This is a genomic window from Flavobacterium sp. 25HG05S-40, from assembly GCF_052654735.1.
The window spans coordinates 2,756,232-2,770,473 of record NZ_CP199750.1; the positions used below are offsets into that span (position 1 = coordinate 2,756,232).

Here is a 14,242-nt window from a genome sequence, read left to right on the forward strand (position 1 = left end):
TTAATTTTGAGTTAATTCGGCTATGGCAAACAAGTGATTGTATTGCTGGCAATGGATGAGGACATGAGAATAATCGTCAATAGTTACATTAGCTGGAATAGCATACACCGTTTGAGAAGTCAGATTTCCCAAATTGACAAATTCAGTTGGCGTAGCTGCTTTAGACAAATAGACTTTTAAGTCAGGTCCGTCGGAAATAGTGAAATTTTCGAGTTGGACTTTATGCTGTCCGTTTTCGAGATAAATCTTTGCTTCACCATCAACGGTTATGCCGGATGTTGGCGTGAAGGTGCCGAAGTATTTTAATTCTGACATTGGAGTAACCACTACTACTTCTCTATCCTGAGTTAAAACACCTTCCTCCTGACACGATGCCAAAAGGATTGCGAAAGGGATTAAAAATATCTTTTTCATAGCTGTTGTTTTTAATAATACAAAGCTATGGTAGTGATTAAAAGGGATTTGTCGGGTAGTTTACATTTGAAGGAAAATAGTTCATTGCTACTCTTTTATTCTTCCATAATAAAGTAGGTCAACAACCTGTCCGTTGGTGGTTTTATAGTCTTTTCGGATTTTCCCTTCTATCTGAAAACCGTTTTTTTCGGCTAGTTTTTGCGCAGCACTATTACTTTCGTGGGTTCTTAGAAATAGTTTTACAAATCCAAATTGATTAAAGCAATGGTTTACAACTAATGAAAATGCTTTGGAAGTTATTCCTTTTCCGGCATAGTTTGCATCGGTGTAAAATCCTAATTCAGCTTTAGGAATGTTCCAATCAATATTTTTAATATCGATGAAACCAATAAGTTCTTTGGTCTGAAGATTTTCAATTACAAAAGGATAATACAACCTTTCATCACATTTCTGAAGTAATTCCTTTAAAAATTGTTCTGTTTCAGAAATCGTTTTGGTTCTCGAAACCGTTCCAGTAAAAAAATCTTCCAGACGCTTTCGGTTGTTTTCAACCATTAAAAAATAGTTGTCCAAATCGGACATTGCTATTAATCGTATACTGAAAACATCAAAAGTCATGGCTTTACTTTAGGTTAATTTCGAAATATCTTCGATGATAATTTCTTTTCTTCCATAATGCATCAAGCCGTTTTCTTCGAGTTCATTTAACAGTAGTGTTGCCGTCTGACGAGAAGTACAGATGATTTGTGCAATATCATTTTGAGTAAGATAATTTTCGATAATAATCCGATTTCCCTGTTGTTTGCCGTCTCGTGCTGCCCAATCTTTTAAAAATGTCAGCAAACGGGTTTTAGCATCTTTAGAAATTAAGTTGGCATAATTGTTTTTAAGCCGTTTCATCTTTAGACCGACAAACTTGGTATAAGATAAAGCCAAAGAGGGATTTTGCAATAGTAACGCTTCAAAATCAGAGAGTAGAAAACTGCAAATAGAAACCTCATCGGTCAGGGCTTTGGCATATTCATTGGAATTGCGGTCGTTATCGAGTTCTAATTCGCCAAACAAATCACCTTTCTGGATAATATCTTTGATGGTTTCATTTCCATTTTCATCGACAGAAACAATCTTAATATTTCCTTTTTTGAGCAGAAAAACTCGAGGTATATCCGAAGAGGAGAAATAAATAATATCCCCTTTGCTGGCTTTTTTAAAGCCTGTGATGATACACAATTGCTTGATTTGTGACATACTTAGTGTCCAAAACAATTTGTGATCTCGGAGATACCAATATTTTAATTCTTCATACATAAAGTAAAAGTACTAATAATTTCAAACCAAAAAACCCTTTCATTGCTGAAAGGGTTTAATGAGTATTAATTTTAAATTTTAAAAGTAGTATTTCAAAGATATAAAAAAATATTATACCAAACCACGCGAAATTACAATTCTTTGAATTTCTGAAGTTCCTTCGTAAATCTGAGTGATTTTGGAATCTCGCATCATGCGTTCTACATGATATTCGGCTACGTATCCGTTGCCACCATGAATCTGAACGGCTTCGTTAGCAACTTCTAAAGCAATTTCTGACGCGTATAATTTTGCCATCGCACCTGAATGTGCTATGTCTTTTCCTTCATCCTTTTCGCAAGCGGCTTTCATTATTAAAAGTTTGGCTGCTGTAATTTTGACAAACATATCGGCCAATTTGAACGCAATCGCTTGATGTTTGAAAATCTCTTTGCCGAAAGCTTTTCTTTCTTGCGAATATTTCAATGCCAATTCGTAGGCTCCGGTTGCAATTCCCAATGCTTGCGAGGCGATACCTATTCTTCCTCCGTTCAAAACGTTCATCGCAAAGTTGAAACCAAAACCATCAGCGCCAATTCTATTTTCTTTAGGTACTTTAACATCGGAGAACATTAGAGAATGTGTGTCGCTTCCACGGATTCCCATTTTCTTTTCTTTAGGACCAATTTCAAATCCGGCCCAACCTTTTTCCACAATGAAGGCATTGATTCCTTTGTGTCCTTTTTCCACATCGGTTTGCGCCATAACTAAATACGTTGATGCTGTTCCACCATTGGTAATCCAGTTTTTGGTTCCGTTTAAAAGGTAGTAGTCGCCCATATCTTTGGCAGTAGTTTTTTGCGAACTCGCATCACTTCCTGCCTCTGGCTCCGACAAACAAAAAGCTCCGATAACTTCACCTTTGGCCAACGGCACTAAATATTTCATTTTTTGTTCTTCCGAACAATATTTTTCCATCCCAGCACAAACCAGCGAATTGTTAACTGACATGATTACGGCAGCTGAAGCATCCACTTTGGCAATTTCAGTCATTGCTAAAACATAGGAAACACTGTCCAATCCGGCGCCACCATATTTGGGGTCGACCATCATGCCCATAAATCCTAACTCTGCCATCATTTTCACTTGTTCTGTTGGGAATTTGGAATGTTCGTCTCTTTCAATTACGCCAGGTAATAATTCGGCTTGAGCAAAGTCTCTGGCAGCTTGCTGAATCATTAACTGTTCTTCGGTTAAATTAAAATCCATATTATGAAGATTATGTTTGTGTATTCTTTAATTTTGGTGTCCAAAAGTATGATAATAAACTCAAAATTTCAAACGTTTTCGTAAATTTAGCCAATGTTTAAAGAAACCTACAATGTTATCGGAGTCATGTCAGGCACTTCGCTGGACGGCATTGATTTGGCACATATCCATTTTTCAGTTAGTGAAGATAAATGGAGCTTTACAATACTGGAAACCGAGACGGTTTCGTATGATGATCTCTGGTTGAACAAACTTAAAGTTGCCGTAGATTTTTCGGAGCATGAATTGGCAATTCTTAATAAGAATTACACGGTTCTGTTGGCTAGTATCATTAAAACTTTTATTGAAAAGTACGATTTGAAAAACCTTGATGCGGTATGCTCTCACGGACATACCATTCTGCATCAGCCACAAAACGGATTTACACTACAAATTGGAAATCTTCCGGAAATTGCCCAAATTTTGAATCAGACTGTGGTTTGTGATTTTCGGGTTCAGGATGTGGAACTTGGTGGACAAGGCGCGCCTTTGGTTCCGATTGGCGACCGGATTTTGTTTGCCGAATATGATTATTGCTTAAATTTAGGTGGATTTTCGAATGTATCCTTTGAACAAAATGGAAGTCGGATTGCCTTTGATATTTCACCTGTAAATACCGTTTTGAATTTTTATGCGAACCAACTCGGATTGAATTATGATGACAAAGGAAAAATTTCAAAATCGGGACAACTTAATGTTGCTTTATTAAAAGAGCTCAATCAGTTGGAATATTATCGAAAATCATTTCCAAAATCACTCGGGTTCGAATTTGTCAAAACCATTGTCTTACCCTTAATGGAAAGATATCAAATTCCGACAGAAGTCAAAATGCACACTTTTACCGAACATATTGCAGTACAAACATCCTTGGCTTTACCTCACAAAAACGGGAAACTATTAGTAACTGGCGGAGGCGCGTACAATCAATTTTTGATAGAAAGAATTCAGTTTCACCTGCCAGAACTTACCATCGTTATTCCCAATGCCAAAATGCTGGAATATAAAGAAGCGCTGATATTTGCTCTTCTTGGCGTATTAAAACTTCGAAATGAAATCAATGTATTATCGAGTGTTACCGGAGCAAAACACGACCATTGTAGTGGCGTGATTTATTAAGATTACAAAATGATTCTTGATAAATAATAAAAATGAAGAAGGCTCTTTGAAATGTATTTTTTTTAAAGATTTACCAAATTCTAATTCTCTATCCCAATGCTTCGGGACTCATTCCTAATTCTTATATTTGCACCACAAACAAACGAGCGTATACAAACTGACGCAGTAAACTTAAGAACACAATGAAGGAATTATTAAAAAAATTCGAAGATAAAACACCTGAAATAGTATTTAACTGGAAAGATTCAGAAACGGAAGCAGAAGGATGGACCGTAATCAACTCACTTCGTGGAGGCGCTGCCGGTGGTGGAACCCGAATGAGAAAAGGATTGGATATGAACGAAGTGCTTTCGTTAGCCAAAACCATGGAAGTAAAATTTTCAGTATCCGGTCCTGCAATTGGTGGTGCAAAATCCGGAATAAATTTTGACCCCAATGACCCTCGCAAAAAAGGTGTTTTACAACGTTGGTACAAAGCTGTTTCTCCTTTATTGAAAAGTTACTACGGAACAGGTGGTGATTTAAATGTAGACGAAATACACGAAGTTATTCCAATGACGGAAGAATGTGGCGTTTGGCATCCGCAAGAAGGTGTTTTTAATGGCCATTTCAAACCTACCGAAGCTGATAAAATCAACCGAATCGGTCAATTACGTCAAGGCGTTATCAAAGTTATCGAGAATCCAAAATTTTCTCCGGATGTATTACGCAAATACACTATTGCAGATATGATCACCGGTTATGGTGTTGCAGAAGCGGTGCGTCATTTTTACCATATTTATGGTGGAGACGTGCAAGGTAAAAAAGCTATCGTACAAGGTTTCGGTAACGTGGGCTCTGCTGCCGCCTTTTATTTGGCAGAAATGGGTGCGAAAGTTGTTGGAATCATTGATCGTGATGGCGGCGTTATCAAAGAAGACGGATTTACTTTTGAAGAAATAAAAATGTTGTTTTTGAATAAAGATGGAAACAAATTGGTTGCCCAAAATATGATTCCGTTTGCCGAAATCAACGAAAAAATATGGACTATTGGAGCTGATATTTTTGCTCCGTGTGCTGCATCCCGATTAGTAACCAAAGACCAAATTGACAACTTAATCGCCAATGGACTGGAAGTAATCTCTTGTGGTGCCAATGTCCCTTTTGCTGATAAAGAAATCTTCTTCGGAAGTATCATGGAAGAAACCGACAGCAAAGTGAGTTTGATACCCGACTTTATTTCGAACTGCGGTATGGCTAGGGTATTTGCTTATTTTATGGAAAAGAAAGTACAAATGACCGATGAAGCTATCTTTTATGACATCTCAGAAACTATTAAGAAAGCGTTAGAAAAGGCACACAATTTGCATGCAGATAAAAAGAACATCAGTGCGACGGCTTTTGAAATTGCACTGAAACAATTGGTATAACCTAAAATTGCTCTTGATTTTACACAATAATTCGTATTTTTAAGCGTTATAAGTAACAGACTAAAAGAACTGCCATGAGTTTTCAAATTTCTGACGACGATAAAAAATCATTAGCCATTACTACGGTAGTGTATGCTTTATTGATTCTTTTACTTTTTTTATTGCGCTTTTGGCCTCCCGCTGATATGAAAATCATGGGCGGCGGTGGCGGTGGTGGTATCGAAATGAACTTTGGCGACAGCGATTATGGCATGGGTGACAACTATAAAAGCGAGGTCTTAAATGTTAAAGATGAGGCTAAAGTGACACCCACAGTTACCGCTCCGGATGACGATGTAATTTCAGATGACAATTCAGAAGACAACAATGCGGTAATCCCCAAAAAGGAAATAAAAAAAACACCTACAACTGTAGTTCCTAAAGAAGTTAAACCAGTAGTTCAAAAGCCTAAAGTTTCTAAAAATGCCAACGATGCGTTGTCCAGTATTTTGGGAAATAAAGGCGGTGATGGTAACGATGACAGAGCTGGAAATAAAGGAAATGCCAACGGAAATCTTAACTCCAGCGGTTATTATGGTAATGGTAGCGGAAATGGAACTGGTGGCGGAAACGGTTCGGGTAACGGAACTGGAAATGGTACTGGAACCGGACCAGGAAATGGTGGTGGAAGCGGTGGTGGTTCAGGATACTCTTTGGGCAACCGAAAAGCGTTAAGTAAACCACAACCAGATTATACATGTCAGGAACAAGGAAGAGTCGCTGTACAGGTTACTGTAGATAGAAACGGGAATACTATTAGCGTTACTGCGGGAGTTCAAGGAACTACAAATACCGCTAAATGTTTATTAGACCAGGCCAGAATTGCAGCTCAAAACACCAAATGGCAAGCTGATGGTAATGCCCCAGAAAAACAAGTTGGAAAAATTATTTACACGTTCAGTCTGAACTAATATGAAGTTTTTCACTTCCCTTCTACTGTTGGTTTTCAGTACAACCCTTTTTTCCCAACCACAACTCAAAATAAATTTATACAACGAGAAAACATCAGAAGGCTACAATATTCTTGTGGATAATAACGAGTTTTGTCCGGTTTCTATAAAAATTGACCTCGAGTTAACCAATATGACTTCTTCCAATGGCAATCATAAAATTTTTGTGATTCCGGCCAAAACGAAAGCATTTGTCATCACTACTCTTAAAATCATAAAACCAAATGGAGGTGGTGGTTTTAAAACGAATTCACAAGCTAATTTAGGCGACAGTACAGTTATTAATCCGATTGATTATCCCTACTCACTTCCCTTTCAAAAAGGACTCTCTTTTTCTGTCTATCAAGGATATAATGGCAGTTTTTCACATCAAAATGAAAATGCCTTAGATTTTACCATGCCAATCGGAACCGAAATTCTGGCTGCCCGTGATGGTGTTGTAGTAAAAGTGGTGGAGCATAATGTTAAAGGTTGTGCCGACAGAAGCTGTGCTCAGTATAACAATCTGGTCTTGATTTATCATAATGACGGAACTTTTTCACAATATGTCCATCTAAAATACAATGGAATTACTGTGCAGGAAGGAGATGTTGTAAAAGAGAATGACTTGATCGGTTATAGTGGACAAACGGGTTTTGCCAATGGACCTCATTTGCATTTTATGGTATTCATTCAGCGTATTGAAAAACAGGAAACTTTGAGAACCAAGTTCAAAATCAACGACGGGAAAGAGGTTCAATATCTAATGGAAAAAGGAAACTACTTTAAAAAGTATTAAATACAAAAATCCCAATCTTTCGATTGGGATTTTTGTTGTATCCAATAAGAACTTACCAATTCTCGGCCTTCTTCTTTTTATCCATAAAAGTCATCAAGTCTTTGCTCAAACCATTAAAGAGTGATTCGTAAGCTGCAGGCACATCATCTTTGTATTTTTTTAGACTTCCATCTTTATCATAATACTCTGAAAAATCATTCAAATTACGAACGGTTGTTGTAGTAGAATTGTTGGGTTTCTCACTCAAACCAATTGCTTCAAACTTGTATTTTCCGTCTTTGAAACTGATTTCAATGGTAAAGGTTCCGTAGGTACAAACGTTTGTTCCGCCTGCCTTACTACACAGAAAATTCTCTTTTCCGCCTTCGATGGTCATCTTTTCGTTCTCTGTTGAGGACACAACTTTATATCCTTTTTTGCTGTTTTCTTTAACCCATGCTAAAGCACGGTTATAAGTGTCTTTTGCTGAGCCTTCATAAGTAACTACTATAAAATCGGTCAGCCCCTCTTTTGAAAATTTGAATTCGGTTTCTTGGGCAAATGTTGATGCTGTCATGAATAACATCAACAAAAATGTCTTTAATTTCATATGCTAAATTTTAATGTAACGCTATCCCGGACTTGTTGCAATGACAAACTTAAGCTTGTTCTTCACTCCTATCTGCAACACATCCACTAAGTCTTGTACCTGCATCGTAGCCGGAATTCTTATAATAACGGTTTGTTCTTTTGCAGGATCCATTTTAGATAACAATTGGGCTTCCAACTGTTCAAAACCAACTTCTTCTTTATCAATAAAGAAACGTTTGTCTTCGGTCACTGAAAGGGTAATCAACTGCTTGTTGGTCTTCTCGTTTGTTTTCGATTTTGGCAAGGTCATTCGGATAACGTTTGGGTTGGCCAAGGTTGATATAATCAAGAAAAACAACAATAAGAAGAACATAATGTCGCTCAAAGAGGATGTGGCGACTTCTGCGTGAAATCGTTTATTTCGCTTTATTGCCATGATTTGGTCTTTGAATGATATTTACAAATTCTAATACTTGTTTTTGAATAGCCAACGAGAAATTATCAATTTTTCCGTTGAATAAGTGATAAGCGCTATAGGCAATAATACCTACTATCAGACCGGCTCCACTACTAATCATTTTTTCATACAATCCTCCGGAAATATTACCGATACTGATATCTTCTGTTACCGAAATACTGTAGAAAATTTTAATAACTCCGGAAATAGTTCCGATAAAACCTAAAGTTGGTGCAATACCAGCAATAAGTCCCAATTGTCCCAGTTTCTTTTCCATATACCCAATCTCGATATTGGCCGCACGTTCCATATTCGATTCGATCTCGTTGATGTGTCTTCCTATAGTTAATACTCCTTCTTTAATGATAGTGCCTTGTGCCGCACCACTTCTTTCAGCCGAATTAACTGCTAATTCGATGTTGGCGTTATTCAAATGATTACGGATATCTTTCATCAAATGATTATCGATTTTGGCTGCTTTATGAATATACAAATAGCGCTCAAAAATAAGATACAACGTATAGAACAACAAAATGGCAATCGGAACCAGGAATAATCCACCTTTAAAAATAAATTCTAACACAGAAACTTCATTGGTTAGCGCAGCATTGGCTTTATCAACTGTTGGAAGCGCTTGCGCTAAAGTATCGGCTTGTAACTGCAAAATAGTACTAATCATATTTATCTAATTTTTCTCTATTAATTCTGAAAATAATTTCAATTTTGTATTGCTTCAATACGCTTCACAATATAAACGAAAAAAAATGTATTAAAGTATAGTTAAAGCCTAAATTTTTACCAAAATTATGAACTACGAAGAAACCCTAGATTGGATGTTTAACAAATTGCCGATGTATCAAACACAAGGAGCAACGGCCTATCGCAAGGACATTACCAATACTGTTTTGTTAGCCAAACATTTAGGAAATCCAGAGCGTGATTTGAAGTGCATTCATGTGGCCGGAACCAATGGTAAAGGATCTACTTCACATCTTTTGGCATCCGTTTTACAAGAAGCAGGATATCAAGTAGGCTTGTATACTTCTCCGCATTTAAAAGACTATCGGGAACGTATTGCCATCAATGGTGAGCCAATTTCGAAAGAGTATATTTGTACTTTTATCAACAAAAACAAAGATTTTTTTGAAGACAATCAGTTGAGCTTTTTTGAAATGAGTGTTGGACTAGCTTTCGAATATTTTACACAAAAGAAAACAGACATCAACATCATCGAAGTGGGCATGGGCGGCCGATTGGATTCTACCAACATAGTTACCCCATTGGTTTCAGTCATTACAAATATTGGTCTGGACCACACACAATTTTTAGGAAACACCTTGGAAGCTATCGCTAGAGAAAAAGCCGGAATTATTAAAAAGAATATCCCTGTAGTCATAGGTGAATATAATCGGGAAACGCAACCCGTATTTTTAGCGAAAGCCATCGAGATGAATGCCGAAATTTACTTTGCCTCCGATTTGATTCAGGAAACGTATCCTTCAGAATTACGTGGAGCCTATCAAATTCAGAACAAAAAAACCGTTTTGCAAACTTTGAGCATTTTACAAGAACAAAATCAATTTTCGATTACTGAAGACGCGATTAAAAATGGTTTTTTGAAGGTTATACAAAACACAAAGTTATTGGGCAGATGGCACTCTTTGGGAGAACATCCAAAAATCATCTGTGACACTGCTCATAATGCTCATGGGTTGAAGGTAGTATTAGATCAGGTTCAACAGCAAAAATTCGATAAGCTACATTTTGTTTTGGGTGTTGTAAATGATAAAAATTTAGAGGAGATTCTGCCTTTATTCCCAAAAAAAGCAAAATATTACTTCTGTCAACCTAATATTTCACGAGGACTTGATGTTAAAATATTACAAGAGAAAGCATCGGAATATAATCTCATAGGCAAAACATATCCTTCAGTTTCAAATGCTTATCATGCCGCAAAGGAAAAAGCAACTACCAAAGACTTTATTTATATTGGTGGGAGCACTTTCGTAGTTGCAGAAATTTTATAATTTTTTTTGATTTTAGTTTGCAGAATCAAAAAACTAGTCTATATTTGCACTCGCAATCAAGCGCAACACGGGTGATTAGCTCAGTTGGTTCAGAGCATCTCGTTTACACCGAGAGGGTCGGGGGTTCGAATCCCTCATTACCCACAATAAAAACCGATTAGGAAACTAATCGGTTTTTTTATTTAGAAGATGTGTCAAAAGCTTGATTTTAGGAGCGACTTCTAAATAAAAAAACATAAGGATGCGAAGCATTTTTGCGATTTTTCTTGTGCTTAGGTTCCCCAAAAAGCATCAACCAAGTTAATCCCGAGTCGTATTTAACTGCTAAAGCTCTCTTACCGGACTGCCACTGGCAGTCCTCCTCTTAATCTCAAATCTAGTAAACAAAAAAAACAATCACTAATATACCAATCGGTATATTTTTTATTTATATTTGTGTATCCATTCCGATGAATTATGTCTAAAGCCGAGCGTACACGACAATTTATAATAGAAAAAACAGCTCCCATTTTTAATGAAAAAGGGTATGCAGGCACATCTATAAATGACTTGACTGAAGCTACGGGTTTGACTAAAGGAAGTATATATGGGAATTTTGAAAACAAAGATGAAGTTGCCTTAGCGGCTTTTGATTATAATTTTGAACGAGTAATCACCTACATCAAAAGTAAAATGGATGAGCATACTTCCTCTATTGACAAGCTGTTGGTGTATCCGGAAACCTACCGAAATTTTTTAAAGCTCCCTATTTTACAGACCGGTTGCCCTATAAACAATACTGCGGCCGAATCGGATGATACGCATCCTCAGTTGCGAGAAAAAGTTTCCAAAGCGTTGCAATTTTGGAGAGAACGTCTTGAAAACAGAGTATTAATCGGAATAGAGAATGATGAAATCAGACCCGATGTGAATGTGAATGAATTTGTTTCGGTTTTAATTTCATTGATTCAAGGTAGTGTTATTCAGGTAAAAGTTACCGGAAAAACTGCTCCATTAAATGCCACTATGGATTATCTCGAAAAATTGATCAAAGACCTAAAGAAGTAATTTTTTTAAATAAAAATATACCGATTGGTATATTATAATTTTAACCTCTAAATAAAAAAACATGAAGAAACTAACTCTAATCAGTTGCATACTACTAGCAATAAGCAGTAATGCACAAATCATCAAAACCACAACCGGATTCCATCATATTGAGAGCGTAACCACCGATGGCAACTATTTATATGCAGCTGATATCGGCAAAGAGCTCAATCCAACAGCCAAAGATGGTGACGGTTACATCGCAAAATTAGATCGAAAAGGCAAAGTGCTTGAAAACTCATTTGTAAAAGAACCTTTAAATGCTCCAAAAGGACTGACAGTTAACAATAATATACTTTTTGCAAATGATGTGGATCGTCTTGTTGCCATCGACTTGAAAACAGGTGCAAAGCTATACGAAATTGATTTTAGCAAAGACTCGTCCTTTCTTAACGATATTGCTGTTTGGAACAACAATACACTATTTGTATCAGCGACAGACAGCAACAAATTATTTAAAGTTGACTTAATTACAAAATCCTACACAGAAATACCGGTTGATAAAATGCTTCAGGGTATTAATGGCCTTTTCTGCCAGAAAAACTCTAATCGATTATATGTTAACGGATTTGGAAGTGACAACAAACCCAATGGCATTATTGGCTACGTTAATCTCAAAGACAATAGCTTTACAAAAGTAACATCATTAGAAGGTTATTTTGATGGCATTTACATCAACAAAGACGTCTTATATGTAAGCAATTGGATTGCGTTTGAAAAGAAAGGTGTACTTATGGCTATCAACCTTTTTAATAATAAATGTCTCAAACTTAAAACTATTGAACCAATTGCTGGCCCAGCAGATTTTATCATTGTGAAAGATGAACTAATACTTCCAGCCATGCTTACTGGTGAAATCCACTTTATAAAACTTGATAATGATTTATTTGTAAAACCCTAAAGAAAAAGAGCATGAATACAAAAAATCCAAATTCCGTTTATAAAATACGTTTTAGTGATTGCGATTTACTAGGGCATCTAAACAATGCTCGCTATATTGATTACTTTATGAATGCCCGTGAAGACCATTTGAATGACTTTTATAATTTAAAACTGACCGACTTCTATCAAAAAGGAATTGCTTGGGTCGTAAGTGGTCATGAAATTGCTTATTTGCGTGCCGCCGTATATGATGAAATAGTCTCTATTGCATCGACTCTACTATTGGCAGAAGCTGATGGATTGCATGTAGAACTAATTATGACTGATGAAAATCAAAATCATATAAAAGCTATTATGCGCACCAAATTCACTCCCATAAATCCGAAAACAGGTAGAAAAGAACTGCATCCAACCGAGTTTATGGAGTGGGCTAAAACCATAGAAAATACCAGTGTCGGAAAAGTGAAAAACTTACAAGATAGAATTAAAGAACTACGAACGATACAAAAGGCAAAAGAGACGGTTTAACTCTTTTGATTAGGTGAAAGTACTGTCTGCTTTTACTAAAAAACCTTCTTAAAATTAAGAAGGTTTTTGTTTTTTATAGATATTCTAATGTTCGTTCCAATGCCATTCCTCTCGAACCTTTTATTAAAATGGTTTGATTATTCCATTTGGCTGTCGAAAGATAATTTGCCAAATCCTCAAAGGTTTGATAAAAATGAAACTTGTCCTTATGCCAACTGCTTGCAAAGAACTCTTTGCCTACAAAATAACATTCAAATGTGCTATTAGCATTTAAAAAACTTATAATTGCACTATGTTCAGCCAAGCTTTCTTCACCAAGCTCATACATATCGCCGATGATTATGCATTTATTGCTTTTATCTAATTGTATAAAGTTTTCAAGGGCAACCATCATACTACTTGGATTTGCATTATAAGCATCGAGAATGATTTCGTTGGTCCCTTTAGTTAGTAATTGCGAACGATTATTTTCCGGAATATAACTTTCTATAGCTTCTTTAATTGCAGCAAATGGTACTTCAAAATGATTTCCTATCGTGATAGCAGCATTGATGTTATTAGCATTATATAATCCAATTAAATGCGAATGTATTTCTACTTCAGATGTTGACACTTTTACAAAAGGATTTGCTGTAATCTCCTTTATAAAAACATTGGCTTCTTGATTGATGCTACTAAAAGTGATTCGTTTAAAATCGGAAGTTTTGGAATTCTGAATGGCATCATCCAAGTTTACAAAAACAGATTTATTATTTGTTCTAAGATACGTATACATTTCACTTTTCCCCTTTATCACGCCTTCTACTCCACCAAAACCTTCCAGATGTGCTTTGCCAAAGTTGGTGATGTATCCGTAATCTGGTTTGGCGATTTCGCACAAGAATTCGATTTCCTTTTGATGATTAGCACCCATTTCTACAATCCCGATTTGGGTTTCTTTGGTAAATGATAATAAGGTCAATGGCACACCAATATGATTGTTAAGATTCCCGATAGTAGCTTTAGTAATGTATTTTTTGGATAAAACTACGTTAATCAGTTCTTTTGTAGTGGTTTTTCCGTTACTACCTGTTAAGGCAATTATTGGAAGCTTGAGGTAGTTCCTATGAAATTTAGCTAACTCTTGAAGTGTTTTCAAACTGCTATCCACAAGAATGGTTCTTTCATCTATAAAATAGTCCGCGTTGTCAATTATTACATAGCTTGCTCCTTTTTCAAGGGCTTCCTTTGCGAAAGTATTGGCATCAAAACGTTCTCCTTTGATTGCTACAAAAACCGAATTTTGTTCGATTTTTCTGGTATCAATGGATACTTTGTTACTCTCTATGAATAAATCATGAATTTTTTGGATAGTCATTTGGAAAATAATTACAATAAAAAAGCCCTTAAAA

General features: G+C 36.2%; 16 protein-coding genes and 1 tRNA gene. 9 read left to right on the top strand and 8 right to left on the bottom strand.

All coding sequences use genetic code 11. From position 1 onward, the window contains the following. The 4 genes from ACULEU_RS11990 to ACULEU_RS12005 all read right to left on the bottom strand — a co-directional run bounded on the left by ACULEU_RS11990 (position 1) and on the right by ACULEU_RS12005 (position 2,970). The gene (locus ACULEU_RS11990; protein WP_445452811.1) at positions 1–414 is read right to left on the bottom strand and encodes a DM13 domain-containing protein; all 414 of its coding nucleotides are present in this window, start codon (positions 412–414) and stop codon (positions 1–3) included. Between the two features lie 87 nt (positions 415–501). Next, positions 502–1,032: a GNAT family N-acetyltransferase gene (locus ACULEU_RS11995; protein WP_445452812.1), complete on the bottom strand. Its 531-nt coding sequence runs from the start codon at positions 1,030–1,032 to the stop codon at positions 502–504. 9 nt (positions 1,033–1,041) lie between these two features. Then, positions 1,042–1,662 carry a Crp/Fnr family transcriptional regulator gene (locus ACULEU_RS12000; RefSeq protein ID WP_445452813.1) on the bottom strand — a complete coding sequence of 207 codons (621 nt, stop codon included), beginning with the start codon at positions 1,660–1,662 and terminating at the stop codon, positions 1,042–1,044. A gap of 171 nt (positions 1,663–1,833) precedes the next feature. Beyond that, a complete protein-coding gene (locus ACULEU_RS12005; protein ID WP_445452814.1) occupies positions 1,834–2,970 on the bottom strand; it encodes an acyl-CoA dehydrogenase family protein in 1,137 nt (378 codons plus the stop codon). 93 nt (positions 2,971–3,063) lie between these two features. Between ACULEU_RS12005 and ACULEU_RS12010 the strand changes: the two genes are divergently transcribed. From ACULEU_RS12010 to ACULEU_RS12025, 4 genes are all read left to right on the top strand, one after another. After that, positions 3,064–4,125: an anhydro-N-acetylmuramic acid kinase gene (locus ACULEU_RS12010; protein ID WP_445452815.1), complete on the top strand. Its 1,062-nt coding sequence runs from the start codon at positions 3,064–3,066 to the stop codon at positions 4,123–4,125. Between the two features lie 182 nt (positions 4,126–4,307). After that, positions 4,308–5,534 carry a Glu/Leu/Phe/Val dehydrogenase dimerization domain-containing protein gene (locus tag ACULEU_RS12015; protein ID WP_445452816.1) on the top strand — a complete coding sequence of 409 codons (1,227 nt, stop codon included), beginning with the start codon at positions 4,308–4,310 and terminating at the stop codon, positions 5,532–5,534. A gap of 74 nt (positions 5,535–5,608) precedes the next feature. Further along, a complete protein-coding gene (locus ACULEU_RS12020; protein WP_445452817.1) occupies positions 5,609–6,484 on the top strand; it encodes an energy transducer TonB in 876 nt (291 codons plus the stop codon). 1 nt (position 6,485) lies between these two features. Further along, the gene (locus ACULEU_RS12025; RefSeq protein ID WP_445452818.1) at positions 6,486–7,301 is read left to right on the top strand and encodes a M23 family metallopeptidase; all 816 of its coding nucleotides are present in this window, start codon (positions 6,486–6,488) and stop codon (positions 7,299–7,301) included. A 52-nt stretch (positions 7,302–7,353) separates the two neighbouring features. On the opposite strand, the gene ACULEU_RS12030 is transcribed toward ACULEU_RS12025, so the two are convergent. Genes ACULEU_RS12030 through ACULEU_RS12040 form a run of 3 tightly spaced genes read right to left on the bottom strand, consistent with a single transcriptional unit; the run spans position 7,354 to position 9,007 of the window. Further along, complete coding sequence (locus tag ACULEU_RS12030) at positions 7,354–7,890, bottom strand: hypothetical protein (RefSeq protein WP_445452819.1); 537 nt, start codon at positions 7,888–7,890, stop codon at positions 7,354–7,356. Between the two features lie 21 nt (positions 7,891–7,911). Further along, positions 7,912–8,307: an ExbD/TolR family protein gene (locus ACULEU_RS12035; RefSeq protein WP_445452820.1), complete on the bottom strand. Its 396-nt coding sequence runs from the start codon at positions 8,305–8,307 to the stop codon at positions 7,912–7,914. Continuing rightward, positions 8,288–9,007, bottom strand: a complete 720-nt coding sequence (locus tag ACULEU_RS12040) for a MotA/TolQ/ExbB proton channel family protein (protein WP_445452821.1) — start codon at positions 9,005–9,007, stop codon at positions 8,288–8,290. Before ACULEU_RS12040 ends, ACULEU_RS12035 begins: the two co-directional genes overlap by 20 nt. Positions 9,008–9,134: 127 nt before the next feature. On the opposite strand from ACULEU_RS12040, the gene ACULEU_RS12045 reads away from it, so the two are divergent. From ACULEU_RS12045 to ACULEU_RS12065, 5 genes are all read left to right on the top strand, one after another. Further along, positions 9,135–10,355, top strand: coding sequence for a bifunctional folylpolyglutamate synthase/dihydrofolate synthase (locus ACULEU_RS12045; protein ID WP_445452822.1), 1,221 nt, complete (start codon positions 9,135–9,137; stop codon positions 10,353–10,355). A gap of 69 nt (positions 10,356–10,424) precedes the next feature. After that, a tRNA-Val gene (locus ACULEU_RS12050) sits at positions 10,425–10,499 on the top strand. Positions 10,500–10,811: 312 nt separating this feature from the next. Then, complete coding sequence (locus ACULEU_RS12055) at positions 10,812–11,402, top strand: TetR/AcrR family transcriptional regulator (RefSeq protein WP_445452823.1); 591 nt, start codon at positions 10,812–10,814, stop codon at positions 11,400–11,402. A 61-nt stretch (positions 11,403–11,463) separates the two neighbouring features. Beyond that, the gene (locus ACULEU_RS12060; protein ID WP_445452824.1) at positions 11,464–12,342 is read left to right on the top strand and encodes a hypothetical protein; all 879 of its coding nucleotides are present in this window, start codon (positions 11,464–11,466) and stop codon (positions 12,340–12,342) included. Positions 12,343–12,353: 11 nt separating this feature from the next. Continuing rightward, positions 12,354–12,851, top strand: coding sequence for an acyl-CoA thioesterase (locus ACULEU_RS12065; RefSeq protein WP_445452825.1), 498 nt, complete (start codon positions 12,354–12,356; stop codon positions 12,849–12,851). Positions 12,852–12,924: 73 nt separating this feature from the next. Here the strand turns inward: ACULEU_RS12065 and ACULEU_RS12070 are convergent, their stop codons facing one another. Next, entirely contained in the window at positions 12,925–14,208 is a 1,284-nt protein-coding gene (locus ACULEU_RS12070; RefSeq protein WP_445452826.1) for a UDP-N-acetylmuramoyl-tripeptide--D-alanyl-D-alanine ligase, read from the bottom strand. Positions 14,209–14,242: the final 34 nt, after the last annotated feature.

Coding starts and splice junctions, on each gene's coding strand:
- ACULEU_RS11990 (WP_445452811.1), bottom strand. CDS start 414: ATGAAAAAGATATTTTTAATCCCTTTCGCAATCCTTTTGGCATCGTGT.
- ACULEU_RS12025 (WP_445452818.1), top strand. CDS start 6,486: ATGAAGTTTTTCACTTCCCTTCTACTGTTGGTTTTCAGTACAACCCTT.
- ACULEU_RS12000 (WP_445452813.1), bottom strand. CDS start 1,662: ATGTCACAAATCAAGCAATTGTGTATCATCACAGGCTTTAAAAAAGCC.
- ACULEU_RS12065 (WP_445452825.1), top strand. CDS start 12,354: ATGAATACAAAAAATCCAAATTCCGTTTATAAAATACGTTTTAGTGAT.
- ACULEU_RS12070 (WP_445452826.1), bottom strand. CDS start 14,208: ATGACTATCCAAAAAATTCATGATTTATTCATAGAGAGTAACAAAGTA.
- ACULEU_RS12020 (WP_445452817.1), top strand. CDS start 5,609: ATGAGTTTTCAAATTTCTGACGACGATAAAAAATCATTAGCCATTACT.
- ACULEU_RS12040 (WP_445452821.1), bottom strand. CDS start 9,007: ATGATTAGTACTATTTTGCAGTTACAAGCCGATACTTTAGCGCAAGCG.
- ACULEU_RS12055 (WP_445452823.1), top strand. CDS start 10,812: ATGTCTAAAGCCGAGCGTACACGACAATTTATAATAGAAAAAACAGCT.
- ACULEU_RS12010 (WP_445452815.1), top strand. CDS start 3,064: ATGTTTAAAGAAACCTACAATGTTATCGGAGTCATGTCAGGCACTTCG.
- ACULEU_RS12060 (WP_445452824.1), top strand. CDS start 11,464: ATGAAGAAACTAACTCTAATCAGTTGCATACTACTAGCAATAAGCAGT.
- ACULEU_RS11995 (WP_445452812.1), bottom strand. CDS start 1,032: ATGACTTTTGATGTTTTCAGTATACGATTAATAGCAATGTCCGATTTG.
- ACULEU_RS12030 (WP_445452819.1), bottom strand. CDS start 7,890: ATGAAATTAAAGACATTTTTGTTGATGTTATTCATGACAGCATCAACA.
- ACULEU_RS12045 (WP_445452822.1), top strand. CDS start 9,135: ATGAACTACGAAGAAACCCTAGATTGGATGTTTAACAAATTGCCGATG.
- ACULEU_RS12035 (WP_445452820.1), bottom strand. CDS start 8,307: ATGGCAATAAAGCGAAATAAACGATTTCACGCAGAAGTCGCCACATCC.
- ACULEU_RS12015 (WP_445452816.1), top strand. CDS start 4,308: ATGAAGGAATTATTAAAAAAATTCGAAGATAAAACACCTGAAATAGTA.
- ACULEU_RS12005 (WP_445452814.1), bottom strand. CDS start 2,970: ATGGATTTTAATTTAACCGAAGAACAGTTAATGATTCAGCAAGCTGCC.